General features: G+C 39.9%; 21 protein-coding genes. 8 read left to right on the top strand and 13 right to left on the bottom strand.

The features are described 5' to 3' along the window. The first annotated feature begins 60 nt into the window (after positions 1 to 60). The 3 genes from ACNSN3_RS18655 to ACNSN3_RS18645 all read left to right on the top strand — a co-directional run bounded on the left by ACNSN3_RS18655 (position 61) and on the right by ACNSN3_RS18645 (position 2,552). Positions 61 to 1,233 carry an MFS transporter gene (locus ACNSN3_RS18655; protein ID WP_198527828.1) on the top strand — a complete coding sequence of 391 codons (1,173 nt, stop codon included), beginning with the start codon at positions 61 to 63 and terminating at the stop codon, positions 1,231 to 1,233. Between the two features lie 149 nt (positions 1,234 to 1,382). Continuing rightward, positions 1,383 to 2,198, top strand: a complete 816-nt coding sequence (gene dkgB / locus ACNSN3_RS18650) for a 2,5-didehydrogluconate reductase DkgB (protein ID WP_054201217.1) — start codon at positions 1,383 to 1,385, stop codon at positions 2,196 to 2,198. 66 nt (positions 2,199 to 2,264) lie between these two features. Next, positions 2,265 to 2,552 carry a putative quinol monooxygenase gene (locus ACNSN3_RS18645; protein ID WP_054201216.1) on the top strand — a complete coding sequence of 96 codons (288 nt, stop codon included), beginning with the start codon at positions 2,265 to 2,267 and terminating at the stop codon, positions 2,550 to 2,552. A gap of 43 nt (positions 2,553 to 2,595) precedes the next feature. Here the strand turns inward: ACNSN3_RS18645 and ACNSN3_RS18640 are convergent, their stop codons facing one another. Beyond that, positions 2,596 to 3,249, bottom strand: a complete 654-nt coding sequence (locus ACNSN3_RS18640) for a DUF6058 family natural product biosynthesis protein (protein ID WP_008463860.1) — start codon at positions 3,247 to 3,249, stop codon at positions 2,596 to 2,598. 172 nt (positions 3,250 to 3,421) lie between these two features. On the opposite strand from ACNSN3_RS18640, the gene dapA reads away from it, so the two are divergent. Next, positions 3,422 to 4,339, top strand: a complete 918-nt coding sequence (gene dapA, locus ACNSN3_RS18635; protein WP_010388964.1) for a 4-hydroxy-tetrahydrodipicolinate synthase — start codon at positions 3,422 to 3,424, stop codon at positions 4,337 to 4,339. 72 nt (positions 4,340 to 4,411) lie between these two features. On the opposite strand, the gene ACNSN3_RS18630 is transcribed toward dapA, so the two are convergent. Further along, positions 4,412 to 6,229 carry a DUF4105 domain-containing protein gene (locus ACNSN3_RS18630; protein WP_418609415.1) on the bottom strand — a complete coding sequence of 606 codons (1,818 nt, stop codon included), beginning with the start codon at positions 6,227 to 6,229 and terminating at the stop codon, positions 4,412 to 4,414. A gap of 39 nt (positions 6,230 to 6,268) precedes the next feature. Further along, on the bottom strand, positions 6,269 to 6,736 hold the full coding sequence (locus tag ACNSN3_RS18625) for a DUF3015 family protein (RefSeq protein WP_010388962.1): 468 nt from the start codon (positions 6,734 to 6,736) through the stop codon (positions 6,269 to 6,271). 317 nt (positions 6,737 to 7,053) lie between these two features. Between ACNSN3_RS18625 and ACNSN3_RS18620 the strand changes: the two genes are divergently transcribed. Beyond that, positions 7,054 to 8,355 (top strand): DEAD/DEAH box helicase, encoded by a 1,302-nt coding sequence (locus ACNSN3_RS18620; protein WP_054201651.1) that lies wholly within the window; start codon positions 7,054 to 7,056, stop codon positions 8,353 to 8,355. A 28-nt stretch (positions 8,356 to 8,383) separates the two neighbouring features. On the opposite strand, the gene ACNSN3_RS18615 is transcribed toward ACNSN3_RS18620, so the two are convergent. Together ACNSN3_RS18615 and ACNSN3_RS18610 are read right to left on the bottom strand one after the other, a co-directional pair. Then, positions 8,384 to 9,889: an amidase family protein gene (locus ACNSN3_RS18615; protein ID WP_418609413.1), complete on the bottom strand. Its 1,506-nt coding sequence runs from the start codon at positions 9,887 to 9,889 to the stop codon at positions 8,384 to 8,386. A 92-nt stretch (positions 9,890 to 9,981) separates the two neighbouring features. Next, complete coding sequence (locus ACNSN3_RS18610; protein ID WP_010388958.1) at positions 9,982 to 11,589, bottom strand: NAD(P)/FAD-dependent oxidoreductase; 1,608 nt, start codon at positions 11,587 to 11,589, stop codon at positions 9,982 to 9,984. Between the two features lie 188 nt (positions 11,590 to 11,777). Between ACNSN3_RS18610 and fdxA the strand changes: the two genes are divergently transcribed. Together fdxA and ACNSN3_RS18600 are read left to right on the top strand one after the other, a co-directional pair. After that, positions 11,778 to 12,101, top strand: a complete 324-nt coding sequence (gene fdxA / locus ACNSN3_RS18605; RefSeq protein ID WP_010388957.1) for a ferredoxin FdxA — start codon at positions 11,778 to 11,780, stop codon at positions 12,099 to 12,101. A 141-nt stretch (positions 12,102 to 12,242) separates the two neighbouring features. Continuing rightward, complete coding sequence (locus ACNSN3_RS18600) at positions 12,243 to 14,489, top strand: DUF5916 domain-containing protein (protein ID WP_418609411.1); 2,247 nt, start codon at positions 12,243 to 12,245, stop codon at positions 14,487 to 14,489. Between the two features lie 92 nt (positions 14,490 to 14,581). Here ACNSN3_RS18600 and ACNSN3_RS18595 read toward each other — a convergent pair whose 3' ends face one another. The 7 genes from ACNSN3_RS18595 to ACNSN3_RS18565 form a co-directional block, all read right to left on the bottom strand. Next, positions 14,582 to 15,286 carry a TorF family putative porin gene (locus ACNSN3_RS18595; protein WP_075170234.1) on the bottom strand — a complete coding sequence of 235 codons (705 nt, stop codon included), beginning with the start codon at positions 15,284 to 15,286 and terminating at the stop codon, positions 14,582 to 14,584. Positions 15,287 to 15,294: 8 nt separating this feature from the next. Then, entirely contained in the window at positions 15,295 to 16,512 is a 1,218-nt protein-coding gene (locus ACNSN3_RS18590) for a BCCT family transporter (protein ID WP_010388954.1), read from the bottom strand. Between the two features lie 166 nt (positions 16,513 to 16,678). Next, positions 16,679 to 18,346 (bottom strand): choline dehydrogenase, encoded by a 1,668-nt coding sequence (betA, locus tag ACNSN3_RS18585; RefSeq protein WP_418609408.1) that lies wholly within the window; start codon positions 18,344 to 18,346, stop codon positions 16,679 to 16,681. A 9-nt stretch (positions 18,347 to 18,355) separates the two neighbouring features. After that, complete coding sequence (gene betB / locus ACNSN3_RS18580; RefSeq protein WP_075170232.1) at positions 18,356 to 19,819, bottom strand: betaine-aldehyde dehydrogenase; 1,464 nt, start codon at positions 19,817 to 19,819, stop codon at positions 18,356 to 18,358. Between the two features lies 1 nt (position 19,820). Next, positions 19,821 to 20,396, bottom strand: a complete 576-nt coding sequence (gene betI / locus ACNSN3_RS18575) for a transcriptional regulator BetI (protein WP_081374111.1) — start codon at positions 20,394 to 20,396, stop codon at positions 19,821 to 19,823. A gap of 439 nt (positions 20,397 to 20,835) precedes the next feature. After that, positions 20,836 to 21,138: a hypothetical protein gene (locus tag ACNSN3_RS18570; protein ID WP_054201207.1), complete on the bottom strand. Its 303-nt coding sequence runs from the start codon at positions 21,136 to 21,138 to the stop codon at positions 20,836 to 20,838. Next, a complete protein-coding gene (locus tag ACNSN3_RS18565; protein ID WP_010388948.1) occupies positions 21,138 to 21,395 on the bottom strand; it encodes a DUF3081 domain-containing protein in 258 nt (85 codons plus the stop codon). The genes ACNSN3_RS18570 and ACNSN3_RS18565 overlap by 1 nt, the downstream gene beginning before the upstream one ends. Positions 21,396 to 21,540: 145 nt before the next feature. Here ACNSN3_RS18565 and ACNSN3_RS18560 point away from each other — a divergent pair, with 145 nt between their 5' ends. Further along, complete coding sequence (locus tag ACNSN3_RS18560; protein ID WP_075170231.1) at positions 21,541 to 22,821, top strand: flavohemoglobin expression-modulating QEGLA motif protein; 1,281 nt, start codon at positions 21,541 to 21,543, stop codon at positions 22,819 to 22,821. Between the two features lie 72 nt (positions 22,822 to 22,893). Here ACNSN3_RS18560 and ACNSN3_RS18555 read toward each other — a convergent pair whose 3' ends face one another. Then, positions 22,894 to 23,697, bottom strand: coding sequence for a DUF1338 domain-containing protein (locus ACNSN3_RS18555; protein WP_418609406.1), 804 nt, complete (start codon positions 23,695 to 23,697; stop codon positions 22,894 to 22,896). Positions 23,698 to 23,718: the final 21 nt, after the last annotated feature.

The raw sequence follows: 23,718 nt of genomic DNA, 5'->3' as shown, positions 1-23,718 counted from the left end.
TTTATTGCAAAGGAGTTTTTACACACACTATGCATCTATTTTAAAAATGAGGATGTATTTATGCCATTGGCTTTATGGGCGCTTACCTTAAGCGCATTTGCAATTGGAACAACCGAGTTTGTTATAGTGGGTTTAGTGCCAACTATTGCAAACGATTTAGGCGTGAGCTTACCATCAGCAGGCTTACTAGTGAGCTTATATGCAGTTGGTGTAGCTATTGGCGCACCGGTACTCACTGCATTAACGGGGCGCTGGAACCGAAAAGTGGTACTTATAAGCCTTATGGGCTTATTTGTTATGGGTAATTTATTAGCTTGGCAAGCGCCGAGTTACGAAACACTAATATTGGCACGCATACTAACAGGCTTAGCTCATGGTGTATTTTTCTCTATTGGCTCAATGATAGCAACAAGCTTGGTAAGTAAAGACAAAGAGGCGAGCGCTATTGCAATTATGTTTACCGGCCTTACGGTAGCGCTTGTAACGGGTGTGCCATTAGGAACATGGATTGGCCAGCACTTTGGCTGGCGTGCAACGTTTTTAGTGGTTTCGGCATTAGGTTTAATTGCGCTAATTGGCAGCGCTATTTTAGTACCAAAAAACTTAAAGCAGTCTATTCCGGCGACGTTTAAAGAGCAGCTACAGGTTATTGTTAAGCCGCGCTTATTGCTCGTTTATTTAATGACTATATTAGGCTACGGCGGTACGTTCACCGCGTTTACTTATTTAGCGCCTATATTAGAGCAGCAAACTGGCTTTTCACCATCCGTTATTGGTTTAATAATGCTGGTTTATGGTGTGTCGGTGGCTGTTGGTAATATATGGGGCGGAAAATTAGCCGACAAGCGAGGCCCAATTAGTGCACTGAGTATTATATTTAGCGCGTTAACAATTATTTTATTGGCTTTCACCTTTACTATGGAATCAAAAGTAGCCGCAGTGCTGACTATTTTAATATGGGGGGCATTTGCATTTGGTAATGTACCAGGATTGCAGCTTTATGTAGTAAAACAGGCAAAAAAGCACACTCCTAATGCGGTAGATGTAGCATCGGGCTTAAACATAGCGGCGTTTAATATTGGAATAGCCTTAGGCTCTGTTACAGGGGGGCTTGTAGTCGAGCATATGGAACTAAAAGATACCGCATGGATTGGGGCCGTTGTTTCATTACTGGCTTTAATAGTCACTCGATACAGTGGCAGGCTAGATAAACATAATGTTCAGGCTAAATAAAGCCGAACTCATATAGGTTAGTCTTGAAATAAAAATTAATGACCTCAGTATTCACATGAGGTCAAAATTTTAAATCAAAAAAAGTAATAGGTGTATTTAGTAAACGCGTCGTTTGAATTTTAAACCTATTATTAAACAAGGATAAAGCTATGACACAACGTGTAATTGAAATGCCAGATTTAGGTATGGGTACTTTTCGTTTAGAAGGTAAAACAGCTTATGAATCTGTAAAAATGGCGTTAGAAGTTGGATTTCGCCACATTGATACCGCGCAAATATATGGCAATGAAGAGCAAGTTGGCCAAGCAATTAAAGACAGCAATATTCCTCGTGAAGAATTATTTATAACCACCAAAGTATGGAATAACAAGCTCAACAAAGCTGACTTTGTTGACAGTGTTAAAACATCTTTAGAGAAGCTACAGCTTGATTATGTCGACTTATTGTTAATTCATTGGCCAGCGCCCGCAAATAATGAACCCATGAGTGAATATTTAACCGAGCTGCTATTAACAAAAAAGCTGGGGTTAACTAAACATATTGGTGTATCTAACTTCACCATTGCCAACTTAAATGAGGCAATGCAAACCTTAGATCCTCGCGAAATATTCACTAATCAAATTGAGGTACATCCATATTTAACCAACACTAAACTGCGCGCTTTTTGCGATCAACATAAAATTCATGTTACCGCCTATATGCCATTTGTTGTGGGTAAGGTATTAACAGATCAAACCATTATTGATATTGCTAACAAGCACGATGCAACGCCAGCGCAAGTGGTTATTGCATGGGAAAATGCCAATGGCATGACCACCATTCCATCATCGACCAAGCGTAAAAACTTAGAAGATAACTTTAACGACAAAGTTAAACTTGATGATGAAGACATAGCGCGTATAGATGGCCTTGACTGTAACGACCGCCAAGCATCGCCAGACTTTGCACCGCAGTGGGATCAATAACCAAAGAGCTAAAGCTAAAACAGGTGCAGTAAAGCTGCACCTTTATTTTTTAAACAAGGAACACCCATGTTAACGGTAATTGCCACACTATCGAGCGAAAATAGCGATGCAGAGCGCCTTTTAACCGAGCTCGAAAACTTACAACAGTATTCGCGGCAAGAAGTAGGCTGCCTGCGTTACGAGCTATCAGTTAAAAACGATGCTGAGCAAACCACCTATTTAGTGAGTGAGCAATGGGCGTCTACTGAGCATTTCGAAGCCCATAAAAACGCACCTCACTTTAAAGCCTTTGGTGATGCAGTAGGTACATTTATTACCTCTACTAATATTGATGTGTATAAAACCATTGGTTAACAGCACAAAGCTAATAGCCAATCCTCCTATAAGCACTCCCTCTTTATTTAATCGATAAATCGTATTTTAAAATAAGGGCATCAATATAGCGGCTACGTAATGTAAGTTGCTTTTCGTGATCGGCGCCATGGCTAAGGGCTTTATTTAAAAGCTTCATGGCGGGGTGAATGCGGGTGCGCTCATCTTTATCTAAACTGGCTTTGCTGCGCAGCTCGGTTATATCGTCTACTAATAATCTGCCAATATCCACAGCAACAATTTCATCAATTAAGCCATTTTGGGTAAGCACCCCATATTTGCTGCATAAAAACTGTTGCCACACTTGCTGTAAATGTTCTTCTATTTCACAGCCAAACAGTTCCTCGTTAAATATAAAGCCTTGTTGTGCAAGCTTAGCCAAGCATTGGGTATAGTGCTGAGCAAACAGATTAAACGCCTGATTAGATGACTCAATTTTTTGCTTTATAACTCCCTGTCCCCAGTTTACGCAGCCTCGGGGATAATAATCGTCGTATTCTTCACACTCATATAAGCCTGAGTAAGAGCTGCAACTCATCTGGTTTTTAATGCAATAACTTGGCTTAGGAAAAATGCTTTGAGCTTGCCAATCTTCAAGAGTTTCAGTGTCTATGTTGAGTGCTTGGCATAACTCATCAGTGTGATAAAAGTGAGTGCTTAAATAGTCAGATAAACGCATAGTGGCTCGCTTAATAGTAAAAAACAAAATACTGTTTATTTATACAGTTGTTTATTTTGTATCATCAAACCCAATAACACAAGCCATTTTATAATTAAATACTGGCTATCACTGCAAATAGCGCGGTAAATATGGTACAAATAGGCCAAGTATTAATAACAATGATTTTTTTATGCGCACCCTAGAACAAATTAAACAAGCAAGCCTTATTACTGCAATTAAAACACCTTACTTAGCCAATGGTGAGATCGATCTTGCAAAGTATGATGAACTCGTTGAAATACAAATTGCAGCGGGTGTTGACGGCATAGTTGTTGGTGGCACCACCGGTGAAGGCCAGTTAATGAACTGGGAAGAGCACTTAATGCTAATTGCGCACAGTGCCAATAAATTTGGTGATAAATTACTGATTGTAGGCAACACCGGAAGTAATAATACGCGCGAAGCAATTAAGGCAACTAAATATGGTTTTGCCAGCGGCATGCATGCCTCATTGCAAATTAACCCTTACTACGGGCGCACATCAATTGCCGGTGTTAAAGAACACTTTAAACGTGTGCTTGATATTGGTCCGGCGTTTATTTACAACGTAGCAGGGCGCACAGGTCAAGACCTCACCCCTGATATTATTGAACCACTAGCACAGCATGAGCACTTTATTGGTGTTAAAGAATGTGGTGGCAATGAGCGTATAGCGCACTATGAACAACAAGGTATTGCGTGTTGGTCTGGGAATGATGACGAAGCACACGATGCACGCCATATCCATAAAGCACATGGTGTTATTTCAGTTACGTCTAACCTGATCCCAGGGTTGTTCCGTCAATTAATGGATAGTAAAAATGATGCGCTTAATAACTCATTACAACCATTAATGAATTGGCTGTTTTGCGAGCCAAACCCAATTGCCATTAACACCGCGATGATCATGACCGGCGCAGTAAACCCTGTGTTTAGAATGCCTTACGTACCGCTCAACGATGAGCAACAGCAACAAGGTGAAACGCTAATTAATCAGCTTAATGAGCAAGACTTTGTCGGTAGTCGAGCGCAGTGTGTAGATATTAGTAAGGTTTTGATTTTATCTTAAACTGTTAGATTATTTACTAAATACTAAATTTTCAAAGCAGCCTGCTGTAAACACAGAGGCTGCTTTTTTATATCATTGCCAATAGTAGTTGAATTTAAGCTGCCACATAGCTGAATTGGCATGTGTTACTGCTAATCTAATATCAATATCTTGGCTAATAGGCACTGCCAGTTCTAGTTTGGTTTGCGCTGGGTTTTTAGCATTTAAGAATGACTTTTCATAGGATGCTCTGAGTTTAATACCTGAGTCAGTACCGGTAATAATCCCCATCTCTACCGACGAATCATAAAAGTGGCTGTTTTTAGCTAAATCACCCAAATAACCATTAATTAAACTATAGGCCAAGGTGTTGTTGCTAAACTGCCAAGCCTGTCCGGCTCCCCCCATAACAAAGCCGCGTTTACAGGTTCTGCACAGTGCTGGCTGCCTATCGAATCCCACATTGATTTTCCACGACCACTTAGATTCATTAGCCCAAGACAATTGGTTTGGATTGAATGACTCTAAATCTAATAAATGAATTTTGTTTATGTAAGTTTCGCCATTTGTAAACATCAGCTCGGTATCTAACATTTCTAAATTAGAAAATGGAATGCGAGCAATATCAGAGGCAAGGGTATCAAAATAGCTCAGCCTAAAACCCAGAGTGTACTGTGTTTGCTCAGCCGTGTGCATCGCAGAAATTGAGCTGTTAGAGGGCTTTTGGCCTTTATGTGGAGGCTGCTGGGTAAATTGAAATTTAACTTTGTTTTCGCCCATTGGTAGCTTTAAGCGCGCTTTGATTAGCGCATTTTTTAACTCACTTATTTTTACAGGAGTTTGCTTTTGAATTTGTTTCACTTGTACAAGTTCAAATAAAGCGCCAATAATGGCTTTTTGAGACTGCACTGGCAAAGCTAAAAACGATTCGTTTTTAAGTACTGCTGATTCGGCAAAGATTTGTTTGGCAAAGCTGAGCTCTTTTTCACTTAAAGATTGCACATATTTTGAAAATACAGTGTCGCGCGAGGGAGTAAATGTGATGTTTTTAACCGCTGATTGCCCTTGGTAAGTGGCCGAGTTTAACCTTGAAAAAATAGTGGCAGGTATTACCCAAGGAGAGCTTTCGCTAGTTAGTTGATCGCCAATAATCAACTCAACAATCTGTGCGAGATGAAACGCGCAGTTTTCATCGGCAAAGTAATAATCAAATTCAGTGCCTAAAATCTCCCATAAGTGATTAGCAATAAAAGCCACATCGCGCTCGTTTAGATTTAGGGTATATTCCCATAAATCTCTTAACTCTATTTCGCCGTAATTATGCTGGTGGCGGTAAAATAGTTGATCTGAAAAACCAGCTTTATAACCACCAAATAAGCCTTTAAGAATATAAACTATGCCGTTTTCATTGTCAGGAACATGTGCGCCATAGTTAATACTGTAATCTAATAATTTGTTTTTTGATTCGGTTGAGCGATTAAGTTTAAGTAATAAATGACCATATAACGATGCGGGGTTACTCATATAACCAGAGGCAAATACTAAACTAACAGAGTGAATTGCTTGCTGCTCGCGCCATTGCTGTAACTTTGGACACTCTGCAGCTGGCATTGAAAAGGTTAAACCTTGCTCTTTAAGCCATTGGTAACGCGCAGGGTAGCGACATTGTGTTAAGGGCTGGTTATTAAAAGCATGGATTGTTGCTTTTAATTCAGCAACGGGATCATTACGTCCGTTATCTGCGATAAAAAAGGATGCGTTAGTAATATAACTAATAGTAGTTGGTTGATTTTTGTAATGCCCTAATTTCAACCATATTGGGTGTTTTGCTAAAACAGAGATAGATTGCGTGGCAGAACTTGAGAAAGATATTAATAAAAAAACGCTAATTAAATAAAATAAAGGTTTCATTGTTTAACCAAAAAAAAGGGCTGTTAAGCCCTTTAATTATTAGATTGCAGCGCATTGAGATGAAAAGTTAGTTGTAATTTTACCTTCAACTAATTCATAAAATGCTTGTGCATTGTCTATTGGTGCGTTTGCGTAATCGCTGCGTACCGAAGTGATAATTTGTTGATGAGCAGTTACATCACAACCACGTACGTTAAGCATTGCAGAGATATACTCGCCTTCACCCTGTGCTATTTCTTGTTCTAATACAGGAAAAGTTTGTTGAATAAACTGTGCTGTTTTTACGTTAGCGCCTTCACAGCTCTCTACTGAAGAAATGTTAGACGATACCGCGGTTGTTCCTAAATCCCAAATAATATTAGAAATTGCTGCCGCAACGCCATTGTCTGGGAAAACCATTGCACCAATACCACATTGTTGCCATGGGTTGATGCCACTTTTTGCTTGTGACGGCATTGAAACGAACGCGCTTACTAATACCGCAGCAGTTAAACATCTTTTTATCATTATTAATTTCCTTTAATTTATATACACCCCACAAAACGGGCGAAGAAGTTTACCTGTTTTGGTTATTTAAATGCAAATAGTTATGTAACACAATGTAAAATAACGGTGTGAAATTTATAAAAGTGCAATAAAGGCGTGAATTAACGGGAATAAATCTTGCGAGTTAATACCATTTAGCTAACTTAAACAACAGCTGATAATCGCTAATTATCCTGCATTTTATAAATTAGCGGTTTCTGTTGTTTAAAACTAACTGTTTAAGCGATTTTACTGTATAATTTGCGACCCTTGATAATGTGGCCGCAGGTTATACAGCAATGAATTTTAAATCTTTTAGTTTTGCCCCTGAACTTATTCAGGCGTTAGACGAACTTAATTACCACACCCTTACGCCCATTCAGCGCGCAGCTATTCCGGCTGTTCGTAAAGGTAAAGACGTTTTAGCAAGTGCACAAACCGGTACAGGTAAAACCGCTGCATTTGCACTCCCTATTATTCAAAAGTTATTTGAGTCAGATTGCAGCACTACGAATGCGCCAAGCGCCTTAGTCCTTGCGCCTACGCGTGAGCTTGCAGAGCAAATAGCGAATAACTTTAAAGACTTTGCTAAGTACACTCAGTTAAAAGTAGTGAGCTTATTTGGTGGTGTTAATACCGCAGGACAAGAAATTGCACTCAAAGAAGGTGTTGATGTTGTAGTAGCAACACCAGGACGTCTACTTGATCATATTCGTTTAGGTAACTTAAGCCTTGCTCAAGTAAAACACTTAGTACTTGATGAAGCTGACCGTATGCTTGATATGGGCTTTATAAATGACATGCAAAGCGTGATAAAAAGCTGTGCAGATGAGCGTCAAATTTTATTGTTTTCAGCTACCTTCCCAGCAGCAATTAAACAGTTTGCCTCTAAAGTGTTAAAGCAGCCTGAAATTGTTCGTGTTGATCAAACTAACAGCACTGCAAGTACAGTACAACACGTGGTTTACCCAGTAGAGGAGCGCCGTAAGCAAGAGTTGCTTTCTGAGCTGATTGGTAAGAAAAACTGGCAGCAAGTGCTTGTGTTTGTAAACATGAAAGAAACCGCAGATGAGTTAGTGACTGAACTTAACCTAGACGGTATCCCAGCGGCAGTATGTCATGGCGATAAATCGCAAGGTAATCGTCGTCGTGCGTTACGTGAATTTAAAGAAGGCAAAGTACGCGTGCTAGTTGCAACAGAAGTAGCGGCCCGTGGTATTGATATTGACGGTTTACCGCGTGTTATTAATATTGATTTACCTTGGCTTGCTGAAGATTATGTTCACCGTATTGGCCGTACTGGTCGTGCTGGTAACCAAGGACAAGCAATTTCGTTTGTGAGTCGCGAAGAAGAAAACATGTTGTTTGAAATTGAAACCTTAATTGGTCAAAAAATTAAACGTGTTTACTTAGAAGGTTACGAAGTAAGTAATCGTGAAGTACTGATTGATAAGATTGGTAAAAAGCCAGCGCATTTACGCCGTACCCGTGCTAACAAGCCATCAGGCCAGGCTACCGGTGAAGCGAGAGCGAAAAACCGTTCGCGAATTTCTAATGTACGTAAAAGCTTAAAAGGCGAAAAGCTGTCACTTAAAAAGTAAGACAGCTAAGCCATTAAAAAACCTGAGTTTACTCAGGTTTTTTTGTGCCTAATACATTATCGATAATAGCAGCGTACGCATAAGCAGCCGCTTCATCGTTTTGATTAGCAATAACCGACAAACCTACCGGTAAGTGGCTTACTTTGCCAACCGGTAAAGTAATATGGGTCGTCCCTGCAATGGCAGGCAATGAACTGCTACTGCCTTTAAAGTTATCGCCGTTAATTAAATCGGTTTTCCAAGCCGGTGAAACGGTGGGCGCAATTACAATATCTAGCTTATTATTGCGGTATAAATTGCTAATAGCGCGCTTTGCAAGTGCGCGATATCGCGATTTGGTGCTTTTGTATTGTTGTTTTTCACTCAAATCAACTGCGTTAGCTTGTTGTAAAATATCTTGCTCAAAGTAGGGCATTTCCTGCTGTTTATTTGCGATATTAAATGCGATTAACTCGTCTAAACTTTTTACGGTTACCTGCGTTGGTGTTTTGCTTAAGTAGTGGTTAATTTCGGCTTTAAAGTCGTAAAGTAGGATGGCGTATTCATCAACGTAAAGCGTGCTTAAGTCATCTTTTACTGCAACATTGACAACGGTATGACCTGCGTCTTTTAATGTTTGTAACTGCTTAGCGTAAAGCTTTTGTGTTGCCACAGTAAACTTACTGGCAGGTAACGCGCCTATCCTCAGTGATGGCTTAGGCGCTATGCCATCAAGCGTTCTATTTACGTTGAGTGTCGATACATCGTCTGAGTCTTCACCTTGAATGACTGATAATACCGCGAGTGCATCTTTTAAAGAATGCGCCATTGGACCTACCGAATCTTGGCTACTAGAAAGGGGGATCACGCCTGCGCGTGAAACTTGCCCCATACTGGGTTTAATGGCGTACACCCCATTAACCGAAGCAGGGCAGGTAATCGAACCATCAGTTTCTGTGCCCAGCGCAATAGGCGCAAAATTTAAAGCAACCGCCACAGCAGAGCCTGAGCTTGAACCACACGGATTACGAGTTACATCATGGGCGTTATGGGTTTGTCCGCCAATGGCACTCCAGCCAGATGACGAATACGATGAGCGAAAATTAGCCCATTCACTTAAGTTCGCTTTGCCTAAAATAATAGCGCCTGCTTGGCGTAATTGTTTAACCACAAAGGCATCTTTATTAGTAACGTTATTTTTAAGTGCTAATGAACCCGCTGTGGTGGGTAATGTACCTGTTGTTTCAATGTTATCTTTTAGTAATACCGCAATACCATGTAAAGGGCCTGCCCATTTTCCGGCTTTAAACAGCGCATCGAGTTGTTTGGCTTGTTCAATTGCAGTGGGCTCAATACTAATTACCGCATTATATTTAGGATTGAGCTCGTTTATTCTGTCGATATAAGTGCGGGTAAGCTGCTCAGCCGTGGTGGTATTATTTTTATAGGCATTGTGAATGTCACTAATGGTTTTAAGCTCTGTATTATTATCCGCTGCGTATAAATTAGGTATTGTACAAACAAATAATGTTAAAAGTATCCGTTTTATAATCATTGTTATTATCTATTTTGTGAAAACATAGGTTATTTTTAGCACAAAAAAACCTCACTTTGTGAGGTTTTTCGATAAAGTATAATCTAATAGAGTTAAGCGTTTTCTAACATCGATAACGCAACCGCCTCAGCGGCTTTAATGCCATCAATACCTGCTGATAAAATACCGCCTGCATAACCTGCGCCTTCACCTGCAGGGTAAAGCCCTTTGGTATTAATGCTTTGGAAAGTTTTATCGCGCTTGATGCTGATAGGTGAAGACGTACGTGTTTCTACACCCGTTAGTAAGCCATCATTGGTTGAAAAGCCACGAATTTGTTTGTTAAAGGCAGGAATTGCTTCACGTAGCGCTTCAATGGCAAAAGCTGGCAGTACTTTGCTTAAATCAGTCAGTTTTATACCTGGCGTATACGAAGGCTGTACATCCCCTAAATTAGCAGACGATTTACCTTTTAAAAAGTCACCAATCAGCTGTGCTGGGGCATCATAATTTTTACCACCCAGCTCATAGGCTTGCTCTTCTAGCTTGCGCTGTAAATCGATACCAGCTAGAGGATGGCCTGGAAAATCTTTTTCTGGCGAAATACCCACAACAATAGCACTGTTCGCATTTCGCTCACTACGAGAATATTGGCTCATACCGTTAGTAACCACGCGGCCTTCTTCAGAGGTAGCGGCAACTACAGTGCCGCCAGGGCACATACAAAAACTGTATACGGTTCGGCCATTATTACAATGGTGTACCAATTTGTAATCGGCAGAGCCCAAAATAGGGTTACCCGCGTTATCGCCAAAGCGGCACTCATCAATCATTGATTGTTTATGTTCTATTCTAAAGCCTACTGAAAAGGGTTTTGCTTCAACATAAATGCCTTTATCGTGGATCATTTTAAACGTATCACGGGCACTGTGACCAACCGCTAAAACCACATGGCGAGTTTCAAGCTTTTCACCATTAGAAAGTGTCAGCCCTGTAACTTGGCCGTTGTCTAAATGGATATCGTCAACGCGGGTGCTAAAACGAATCTCACCACCAAGTTCTATAATTCGGGCGCGCATTTTTTCAATCATGGTTACTAGTTTAAAAGTACCAATGTGCGGCTTACTAACGTATAAAATTTCTTCAGGAGCACCAGCCTCTACAAATTCAGTGATCACTTTACGGCCATAATGTTTAGGATCTTTTACTTGGCTGTAGAGCTTACCGTCTGAGAACGTGCCTGCACCCCCTTCACCAAACTGAACGTTTGATTCGGTATTGAGGGCCTTTTTACGCCAAAAGCCAAAGGTGTCTTTGGTGCGTTCACGTACCTCTTTACCGCGCTCTAGAATTATTGGTTTAAAGCCCATTTGTGCCAGCACTAAACCGGCAAATAAACCACATGGGCCAAAGCCAATTACTACAGGACGCTCTTTAATGCTGCTATTAGCGTGTGCTACAAATTTGTAGTTGGTGTCAGGGGAGACTTTAACGTGTTGATCTTTTTCAAACGAGGCTAACAGTTGTGCTTCGTTATCTACCTCAACATCAAGCGTGTAAATCAGTAAAATGGCGCTTTTTTTACGTGCATCGTAACCGCGTTTAAACACATTGTAGCTGTGTAGCTGCTCTGGACTTATATTTAATTTATTGATGATGGCTTGGCCAATAGCATTTTCGTCATGGTCAAGCGGCAGCTTTATTTCGGTTAAACGTATCATTAATATCTCTTTTGGTGTCATAGCGGAAAGTAAATACCGCTCACAATAAGGGGAGTGCACAAAGCGCTAATTTATAAGCGCCATATATTACGTTAAATTGTTCGCTTTTGGCACATATTTATTGTGTTTTGGTAAGGGTTGGGTATGATCCGCAGCTGGTAAAGTTAAATATTAGGTATTAAACCACTATGGCGTTTGTAGTCACCGAAAACTGTATAAAATGTAAGTACACTGATTGCGTATCGGTGTGCCCTGCAGATGCATTTTTTGAAGGCCCTAATTTTTTGGCTATTAGCCCAATAGACTGTATTGACTGTGGTTTATGTGTGCCTGAGTGTGCAGCTGATGCAATTTATCAAGAAGATGAACTACCTGAATCGCAAAAAGAATTCACCCAGCTTAATGCAGAACTGGCAGAAATATGGCCACGTATAACGCAAGTTAAACCTGCACCTGAAGATGCCGATAGCTGGAATGGTGTGGCTAATAAATTAAAACTTCTCGACACATAACTACTTCCTAAAACTTATTATTAGTTTTTTGTTAATTTTATTGCAAATTTTAACGCGCAAGTGTTAACAAACGTACCTGTATAATTTACACTCCAGACCAAAGTTTACTTTCAACAAGTAAATAAACCTAAATGGATGTTTATGCAGTACTTTATACCTACAAAAATAATAAAATTGCTGTTATTGATCAGCTTCAGCCTTGTTTTAACTCTCAGCCCTTATGCACTTGCCGATAAGCTTAATTATCAACTTGCACACATTAATAAAAACATTGATGTAGATGGCGTGTTTAACGAGCCGCATTGGCAAGAAGCAACCCGTGTTGCGGTAAATTATCAAGATGAGCCGAATGAAAAGGGCACACCACCGGTAAAAACCGATGCGTATATTTATGACGATGGTCATAATTTGTATGTAGCTTTTGTTGCTTATGACCCAGAGCCGAGTAAAATTCGTGCGGCGCTTCGTGATAGAGACACGCTTTGGCAAGATGACAACGTCGGTTTGGTAATTGATACCTTTAACGATGAGCGTACCGGCTATGAGTTTTATGTAAACCCACTGGGCGCCCAAGGCGACATTCGCATGACAGATACCGATGAGTGGGTATCTGATTTATCGTGGGATGCTATTTGGGATAGTGCCGGTACCATAAACGATCATGGTTACGTGGTTGAAATGCGTATTCCGTTTAAAGCTCTGCGCTTTGCACAAAATCAAGCCGACTCTACTTGGGGCTTTTCGATGATGCGCAACTATCAGCGTGATGTGTTGTATCAGTTATCAAGTACCGGCTTTGACCGTGATATTAAATGCAGCTTGTGTCAATTTGACAAAATAACTGGATTTAATAATTTAGCACCGAGTAAGAATCTGCAATTAACGCCAACCTTAACCGCATTAAGAAACGATCAAAAAACACAGGTACCTGGTGCGTGGGATAACGGCGATGTAAATACAGAAGTAGGGCTTGATCTGCGTTGGGGCGTCACTAAAGATGCAGTTATTAATGCCACCATAAACCCTGATTTCTCTCAAGTAGAAACCGATTCGTTAGAACTGGATGTAAATACCACATATTCTATTTATTACGCTGAAAAACGTCCGTTTTTCTTAGATGGCGCATCATATTTCAAAAGTAATTTATTTGAACTGCTTTATACCCGTACCATAGCTGAGCCTAATATTGGTGCAAAGCTCACCGGTAAAACCGATAGCCACAGTTATGCGCTAATGTTTGCTGATGACGACAACAGTAATGTTTTACTGCCCAGCAACCAAGGCTCAGGCTTTGCCAGCCTAAATGATAAAACTAAGGCGGCGGTGGCTCGATACCAATATGATATTGGCCAACAAGGCACTATTGGTGTTACTTCAACACATAGAGAAAGTAGTGATTACCATAATACGGTGTTATCGGTTGATGGCAGCTATTGGTTTAATCAGTCAGATACGCTTAATTACCAAATAGCCCATGCTGATACCAACAACTCGCAGTTTTTAGTTGATAACTACAATTTAGCAGAGTCTCAGTCTGATCGGGCTTATGCATTAAAGCTGACCCGCGATAAGCGCGATTATAAGCTTTATGCAACGTATGACAATATTGGTGAGGATTACCGCACCGATCTAGGTTATCAAGAAAAAGTAGACTACGAAAAAGTAGGCTTTGGTGGCGGTCAAACTTGGTATGGTGATGAACATGACATGCTAACAACTTGGTCATACACCGCCGATTGGGATAAAACGTGGGCTCAAAATGGCGACTTGCTTGAAGAAGAATATGAAGGTTACATGACCTTTCAAGGTCAAAAGCAGTCTGTATTTGAGCTTGGTTTATTAAATCGCTATGAAAACTACAATGGCAATTTTTATAACCAAAATATTGGTTATTTATATACGGCTTTTAGACCTACTAAAGATCTAAGATTATCGTTATACGCCGAATACGCAAGCCGTATAGATTACACTAATGAGCAGCTAGGCGATGTTTTAACTACACAATCGCAGGCTGTTTGGGATATTAATAATCACTGGCAGGTCGATGTTAGACATAATTATAGTCATTTAGATGATTACCAAGGGCGACGAGTTTTCACCGCAAACCTTGTTGATTTTAGGCTTTATTATAAGCTTAGTATGCGCGCTATGCTTAAACTGATTTTACAGTTTGAAGATATAGACAGAAATGAAGATGCTTATTTTTATCAGGTTAGCGAAATCAACAAAGATTATGGTAGTCAGCTGGTTTACTCATACAAAATTAACGCACAAACGTTATTTTATTTAGGTTATTCAGATAAAGGTTATCAGGATGACTCGTTAAAAAGCATTGAGCGTGACCAACGTACTTTCTTTACTAAAGTCAGTTATGCGTGGCAGTTATAACGCTATTAATACTATAAAAGCAAGATTTTGTTAGGCAATAAAAAACACGCTACTGGGTAGCGTGTTTTTTTATAGAAAGCAAAAGCTAACTATTACAAGTCAAAAGTACGTGAAATAGCGAGTACAATTCGCTCATCTGCGTAATCGTAGTCCAAGCTGGTATTCTCAGCAGCTACTTCAATACCAAACCCTTCATAGCTTGTTTGGTAAGCTAAGCGGTAATGGTGATACGATTTGTCGCCCTTAGCTTCATCCCACTGAAATTTGTTGCCATCGAGTGAGTTTGAAATATCAAAGCTGGCACGAATTGCATGATTTGGTGCAAGCTCGAAAGTGTGCGCAATCATCGAAATCACATGGCCTGTATCGTAGCCAAAGTAATCCCAGCTGTACCAAAAGTTAAGCTCTGTTTGACCGTAGTCACTGGCGTAACCAAATTTAGTATACGCTTCTGCGTAGTTACCATCGCTGTTATTACCTTGGTAAGTGTAATAAGCAATACCGTAATCAAGGCTCACTTGTTGGTTTAACTGAATGTATCGGCCTACATAAGCATCTAGTTCGAAGTCGGTATCATCACCAAAATCTACGTTTGATGCCCATACACCTGCATAAACACCGTTATCGTACGCATAGTCAAGACTTGCTTGTAGCGCTGGATCGTTATCTGTTTGAGTAACACCATTAAAGGTGTAATCAGATGCAGCAGTAATTGTTGTTGACCAGTTAGCTGCTGCTGTTGTTGATAAAACAGTTAATGGTAAAGCGATAAAAAGTTGTTTTAATTTATTGTTCATGTGATTTCCTAGCTGATAGTTTCTATTTTTGTGTAATCAATTTTATTCGCTTTAGGCGATCCTTCGATATTGCTGACTGTTTTAAGTTTGCTGTAGGCAATAAAACCAATGCAAATAAAGAATAACCCTATAACTAAAGCACCAACCCATTGAATTTGCAAAAACTCAAGTTTAAATAACAGTGTTAATAATGATAAAGCGACGACATTCATGGCAATATACTTAAATTTACCAAAGCGTTTTACAGTTAAGTTTAAATTATCTGTGTATAGACGGATCAGTGAATCAAGCGAGTTAATAACAAACACAATACCTACAAACACCATGGCAAAGTTTTTAATGCCTGCAGTTGGAATGCCCGCTTCGTGGTAGTGATATAACACACTGAACCAGATAGCGATTGGTATTGACGGGAAAATTAACATAGCGCCGAGTACTTGGTATGTTTTTAAACCACCCACAAAACGTGATGTAAACTGGCCAATCATGATGCTCCACGCAAACCACCAAAATAGGTAAAACTCATGGTAATCATTCAGTGGTAATACAAACTCATTGATGTTGGCAAAGTAATTACCAATTAATCCAATGTTTTTAGTAAATGCAGAGAGTTCGCTATCGCCAAATAAGAAGGCATCAGCCCACATAAAACCAATTAACGCGATAAACAACCAAGTAGTAGCAATGCTTAAAAAGCGAACATATTTAATATCGGTGCTTGAATACACCGCAAAACAAATAGCGGCAAGCACGATTAAGTAAAACTCAGGAATAACATTTGAGCCGTCTCCGAGTTCAGGTAAATACCACGGTAGGTTGCTCAATAGTAAGTAAGCGGTAAACGCACAAGTACCAATGATGACCACGTTGTTTAAAAATTTAACCCATGGAATTTCAAAAAATTTTACTTTGGGTTCTATTACACAGAAATAAAAGCACGTAAGAAAATAAAATCCCCAAATTAAAAATCCCCAATAACCAAACTCAATAGAGAGAGGGTTGGCAAATGCATATTCTGGGCTTGCTTTTATGTCTGCATAACCGGCAAATTCGGTTAAAGGAAACATAATGAGGCCAACGTCTAGGCCCGAGGTAAACAGGATTGCTATAAAGGTGAATGTTCTCACTGGTGTGACGCCTACTACGCGTACATTGCCCCATTTAATTAAAATAGCAACAATCGCAAGTAAGGTGAAAATAATGCCAGCATTAAGCCAAATAGTCATTATCGCCCTCCCAGAATGAATAAAAGTAACACATATATACTCCGTTTTTTATTGTACTTGCATTAACACAGGCATAACCTATTTATGCTTGTGAGCCACTGCAAGGCGCATAAAGGCACTCCTTGAAGCATTTTGCTTAAAAGAGTGGCCTTTATGGCAGGCTAAATTAAAGGGTTTTATTTCGTTGTGTAGTTTGCCAATTAGTGGCATTCACAACATCAACTCCTGTATGAGCTAAGGGCTTATTTCCTAAAATAATATCAGCGGCTTTTTCGGCAACCATAATAGTAGGCGCATTTAAATTACCGTTAGGTATTGTTGGAAAAATTGATGAGTCAACCACACGCAAGCTTTGCATGCCATGCACTTGAGTGTTTGAGTTAACCACCGCCATGTCGTCTTCACCCATTTTACAAGAGCAAGAAGGGTGGTAAGCACTTTCTACTGCTTGGCGAACAAAGGCATCAATTTGCTCATCAGTTTGAACTTGTTGCCCTGGTTGAATTTCTTCACCACGGAAGTCGTCAAAGGCAGGTTGTTCAATAATTTCACGCGTTAAACGTACGCACGCTCTAAAGCCTTCAATGTCGTCTTGATGCTCAAGATAATTAAACACAATTTTTGGTGGTTGTGTTGGATCAGCTGATGCAATGGTGACACTGCCACGACTTTTAGGTTTGTTATGACCTACATGCACTTGAAAACCATGCCCTGCAAAAGCACTGCGTCCATCGTAACGCATAGCGGCCGGTAAAAAGTGATACTGAATATCTGGCCATTCAACACCTGGCTTTGAGCGAATAAAGGCACATGATTCAAAATGATTAGTTGAGCCTAAGCCTTTGCGAGTTAGTAGCCATTTTGCACCAATTAAACCTTTAGAGAACAAGCCTAATTTACCGTTTAAAGTAATCGGTTGTTTACACTTATATTGAAAGTAAAACTCTAAATGATCTTGCAGGTTTTGGCCTACACCTGGTAAGTGATGCTTTACTTCAACACCTGCATTTTCAAGTGCTTGCGTATCACCAATACCTGACAATTGTAACAGGTGAGGTGATCCGATAGAGCCCGCACTTAAAATAACCTCTTTACTTGCTTGCGCTGTTTTAACTGCGCCATTGAGTTTGTATTCAACACCGGTTGCTTTTTTACCGTCTAAAATAACGCGCTGAGCAAGTGCACCGGTAACGATTGTTAAGTTGCTACGATGCTTAATTGGGTCTAAGTACTCGCGAGAAGCAGAGCTACGCACACCGTTTTTAACAGTCATGTGCATAGGGCCAAAGCCTTCTTGTTGAGCACTATTGTAGTCATTTGTGGTTGAGTAACCAGCCTCTGCACCCGCTTCAATAAATGCAGTGTATAACGGGTTTTCCATGTTATTGCCGTTATTAACACCTAGCGGTCCTTTACCACCACGATGACTATTTTCACCTAGGTAAAAGCTTTCTGCCTTTTTAAAATACGGTAAACACGCTTGGTAATCCCAGCCGTTAGCGCCGTGTTGTTGCCATTCGTCAAAATCTTTAGCATGGCCACGTACATACACCATGCCATTAATCGAAGATGAGCCGCCAAGCACTTTACCGCGAGGGCAATGCATTTCACGGTTATCTAAGTGTGGCTCTGGTTGCGTATGAAATTGCCACGCAAACTTATCGGTATTCATTGGAATAGACAATGCGGTAGGCATTTTTATAAAGATGCTTTTATCGCTGCCGCCGGTTTCAAGTAACAATACCTTGTTACTTGAATCTTCAGACAAGCGATTTGCTAACACACATCCAGCTGAGCCCGCGCCTACAATAATATAATCAAAAGAGTGGTTCATAATGATTCCTTAAAACGGGCTTTCTATGTCGGCCATACCAACATAAACAGACTTAGTTTGCGTGTAATGATCAAGTGTTTCTATACCATTTTCACGACCAATACCCGATTGCTTATAGCCACCCACTGGCATTTCTGCTGGCGAGTTACCGTAAGCATTAATCCAACAAATACCGGCTTGAAGTTGATGAATTACGCGATGAGCGCGTTTAATATCGCTAGTGAAAACGCCTGCAGCTAAACCTAAGTGAGTGCCGTTAGCACGTGCAATTACATCATCTTCATCATCAAATACTAAAACGCTCATTACTGGGCCAAAAATTTCTTCTTTAACGATGGTCATTTCATCGTTGCAATCAACAAACACTGTCGGCGCTACAAAATAGCCATCTGGTGCAGATGCTGGAGAAAGCGTTGAACCACCCGTTAATAATGTTGCACCTTCTTTAAGGCCTTTGTCGATGTAACTCATCACTAAATCTTGATGCTTCTTAGAAATAAGCGCGCCAAAGTTAGTATTTAAATCTTGCGGGTCACCGGCAATAATATTGTTTTCGGTACGTGTTTTAAGTTCATCAATAAATTGTTGATACACATTCTTGTGAACATAAATACGAGTGCAGTTCGTACAAATTTCACCTTGGGTATAAAAGTTACCTAGCATGGCAGCACTTACTGCTTGCTCAATGTTGGCGTCATCAAATACTAATAATGGCGATTTACCACCTAGTTCCATAGTCACATCTTTTAATGTGCCTGCAGCACTGGCGACTACTTTTTTACCGGTACCTACTTCACCAGTAAATGATACTTTTTCAATATCTTGATGTGCAGTAAGCCATTGGCCTACTTCACCGGCGCCTTGAACTACATTAAATACGCCAGCAGGGACGCCTGCTTCAATAAACACCTCGGCTAATTTAATTGCACCAAGCGGCGTTTCTTCAGACGGCTTAAAAATAAATGCATTACCCGCTGCGAGGGCTGGGCCTGATTTCCAACATGCAATTTGTAATGGGTAGTTCCATGCACCAATACCGGCACAAATACCTAAAGGCTCTTTGCGTGTGTAGTAAAAGTCATCGCCAACCATTTGTTGTTGACCAACTTGTGCAGGGGCAAGGCCTGCAAAATATTCAATTACATCTGCGCCTGTTTCAACATCTACGCAGTTAGCTTCTTGCATTGGTTTACCAGTATCGAGTACTTCAACCAGTGCAAGCTCATCATTGCGCTCGCGTAAAATAGCAACGGCGTTTAGTAAAATACGGCTGCGCTCAATAGGGGTCATCGCTGACCAAACTTTAAAGCCTTGTTTTGCACTTTCTATCGCTGCGTTTTGAACATGCTGGTCAGCGACTTCAACGGCATAAATTACCTGGCCGGTTGCAGGATTTACTACATCAAATGTTTCGCCGCTTTTATTTGCAAGGAATTGGCCGTTGATAAAGTTTTGATAGATAGGTGTAGTCACGTTAGGCTCCATATTGCTTGATAAGTGAATGCACGTAGTTTTTAGCTAGTGATTCACTGTGTTTAAACTGATTTTCGTCTGATTGGCTTAATACGGCACGAAGCCATAAGCCATCAATCATTGCTGCGGTTAATTCAGCCGCGAGGGTTGCTTGCGCTAAAGGCATTAATTGCTTAAATGAAACGGTTAAATTGCTTTGCAAGCGTTTACTGTTTACATTTTGCAAACGATGAAGTTCCTTATCGTGCATTGATTGCGCCCAAAAACTTAACCACGTCCGAGTGGTGTCTTTTCGTTGTTGTACTAGCGCAAAGTTTGATTCAACAATAAACATTAACCTTTGAGTTGCTGTGGTATTTTCATTAACCTTACTAATTAAGTCGTCTTTCAAGTTCGAGAGTAAGTAACGCACAGTTGCTTCAATTAGCCCCTGTTTCCCACCAAAGTAATGGCTAATTATGCCTGATGACATTCCAGCGTTTTTACTAATACTATTGATAGTAGTCGCCTGTAATCCTTTTTGAGCAACTGACTCTATAGTCGCGTCAATTAGCTGCTGACGCCTTACAGGTTCCATTCCAACTTTAGGCATAATTTTTATTAATTGATCGTTCAATAAAGATAAGCTTAAGGTAATAGCTCTAACAATTCAAGGCTTGTGTAAATGGTAAGAGAGTAAAGTATGGATAAATAATTAACAAAATGAGTATGAAATGATGTAAAATTAACAACTCAAGACCTTGTTTAAAGTCTTTAAATAACAATGGTTTGTATGTTTTATTGGTATTGTTCTTTATAGTGTAATCAATTCTTTACGAGGTGAGTGAAACTTTTAGTGATTTATTTGTTAGTGCGATAACTATTAGAGTACTAATTGTATTTTTTACCAGCAAGGCATTTACATAAAGGTAAAGGGAATAGATATGTTGGTGCAATCAAAATCCGGTTTCAAAGAGAAATATGGGAGGTAAATTAAACAAATGTTAACGCGAAGTAGGGGCAAAATAAGGCGCTGTTTAGCTTTCAACAACACCTTTAAATAATAAGGGATAACGTCTTAAACGATTGCCAATATAGTCATCGGCCATAATCTGCTCACAAATTTCGTCGATGTTATCAGTCGCTTCAAACACCCAATCAAAACGTTCAATCGCGAGCAAAAAACCGCGCTTTAAGTGTGTTTGTTCGCGGTAATAAGCAAGATTATTTTTTATCAGTTGCAGCTTTTCAGGCTCAGCTTTTAATTGCGCAATAACTTGGTGAATAAACTGCAAATTGCGCGAACTAGTTGGTCTATTTCGTCTATTTGTTGGTCGCATTACTCTTCATTAGCTATGTTGTAAAGTTTCTTCAAAAAGTCGTCTTTGTGTTTGTCATGTTCGTAATCTAAATGGTAGGTATTATGAAATCCAAAGCGTAATAACACCCCACTGCCTTGTAAGTAAACGGTATAGCCGTCAATATCAGAAAATGCAGTTACTCCCTGATAAAGCTTACCTTCTTCTGTGGTCTCACCTCGTTGCTGGATACGTTCGTAAACCGCTAGAATCTGTTTGTTGTCGATTTCATTTTTCATTGTCTGCACCTTTATTTACTCTTTCATACGCTATAGATATGCGGGTCGATCATCATAAAAACAATAGTCAAGAATGTGTGATATTGCTTTGCTATTTTTAATTTATAAATTATGCTCAGAGCTCACTCTATGTTGAGCTTTTACCATGATAGACAAGGCGTTACTTTTAAAAACTCGTGACTTATCCGACCAACTCATTGCGCTGCAAACCCCAATTAGAATTCTCGATGCAATTAATTGGGATAAACAGACTAAAGAAGAATTTTTTAGGCAAAAATGCCAAAAAAATCCTTTAATAGACCGTGCTTACTACCAACAGCGAGATTTAGGGTTTGTGCCTAGTGAGTTGCGCCAAGCATTTTCAACACTGCACCGAAATATTATTAATCAGTTGGGGCAATTAAACCCAATAACTCAATATATGGGTAAAATGTGTAGCGAATATAAAACAGTGCTTAATATGCTGGAGTACCGAGGTACTGCCGAATTTCATGACTTGTCGGTAGAGCTTTTTGGGCATCCAAAAGACCTTTTTCATGCTGGTGAGCCATCGTTATCTGAGCTTGCTAATATGCTTGAGCAGCCATTAAAAAGTTTGCTTGATGCGAACATTTTGCCTGAAGATCCTAAAAATATTGATGCCAGTGATGCGGTGCGTATTTTGTCTGAGCAGGTCAATGCCAGTATGCAAGGGATTAATGTGGAAGTAATGCTTAGTGATGGAATTGTCAGTGATGCGGCAGCAGGAGCTAACAATATAAAGCTTAATCAAGATGTTAAGTTTTCTCAGCGCGAATTAGATATTTTAGAGGTGCACGAGGGCTGGATCCATGTAGGCACCACTCAAAATGGCTTAGCGCAACCTTATTTAACTTGTTTGAGTAAAGGCACGCCAAGCTCTACCGTTACCCAAGAAGGGCTTGCAGTACTGACCGAAATAATTACTCTTAAATCAACACCACGTCGCTTATCAAAATTAGTAAACCGTATTCAAGCGGTCACCAAAGTGATTGATGGTGCTGAGTTTGTAGATATATACCGAGATTATGTAGCACAAGGGTTATCAAAAGACGACAGCTACACCCTTGCACAGCGTGTATTTAGAGGTAGCACCGCAACCGGCTTACCGTTTACTAAAGACATTGCTTATATAAAAGGCTTTGTATTGGTTTATAACTTAATTCGGGTGGCGATACAGCTTGGCAGAATTGACCAATTACCGCTATTGCTGGTGGGTAAAATATCAATTGATGACTTTAGGTTAATATCGCAACTACATGATTTAGGTGTGATTGAAAACCCACAATTTGTGCCGCCTCATTTTAAAGATTTAAGAGGACTTGCTACGTGGCTGAGCTTTGGTCGTTTTATTGGTAATTTGTCATTTGAACAATTAGAAAACGACTACAAGCCGTTGTTTTTATGATTTATAAGTGAGCTTTTTCTCAGAAACAAAAAAAGCCCAAAAATGGGCTTTTTTTAATTTAGCACAACTCAGTTAACGTGCGTTTGTGCTCTCGAAAATTTTATCTGCAGAGGCTGCAACAAATCCAGTGTAAATTTCACCATCAGGTTTTGGATAACGAATAGCAAACTCGTAAAAACAGCTAGGAATGCGCATATCGCCATCGCTAAAGGTCACAGCGTATTCATCAGCTAATGTTGATGATTGCTCTAATAGCACTTCTGGTGAGCCTTTTACTTCGCCTCCTGAGGTATTAAGTGCAAAACCGGCATCTTTAAGAGCTTGGTTTACATCATGGATGTTATCAAATTTAGCTAAGGTATTAATGTTCACAGTAAAATGATTTGCACGGTAACCCCACGCAGACATCCACGCTGCATATTCGCTCTCAGCTAATAACTTTTTGTAAGTATCAGTGCTTACTTGCCAGTGTGTGCCTGAATATAAAAAATTATCGGCAGTCACAGCGCTTTCGTCAATTTGTGCCACCATATCCGTAACGATTGCTTGTAGCTCAGGCGAAAATTTTTCAACTAATAATTCAGAAATAAACACTTTAGGCTGTGTCGGATCGCTATGCTCATAATGCTTGGCGTAGAGTTTTTTTGCTTCAAAGTGATATTCACCACATTCTTTATAACCAATAGCTAAAAAGTGCGCAGCTAGTTTTTCAAGGCCTACTTTTTCTATGTTAAAAGTACGCAGTGCAATATGGTCGTTAATAATGTCGTCTTTTTGCGTTGAGCCTAATAAGTCATGAATTTTATCAGCTGATGGCGTTACTGTTAGGTAGTTTTGCCATAAGTTATCAAATAATGTGTTTACATCAGTATGCATGGTAAATCCTTAAATTTTCTA

This window comes from Pseudoalteromonas sp. US3C1004 (assembly GCF_048401065.1).
GTDB lineage: Bacteria > Pseudomonadota > Gammaproteobacteria > Enterobacterales > Alteromonadaceae > Pseudoalteromonas > Pseudoalteromonas undina.
Note: the sequence above shows the minus strand (reverse complement) of the source record. Positions and strands in the feature narration are given on the sequence as shown.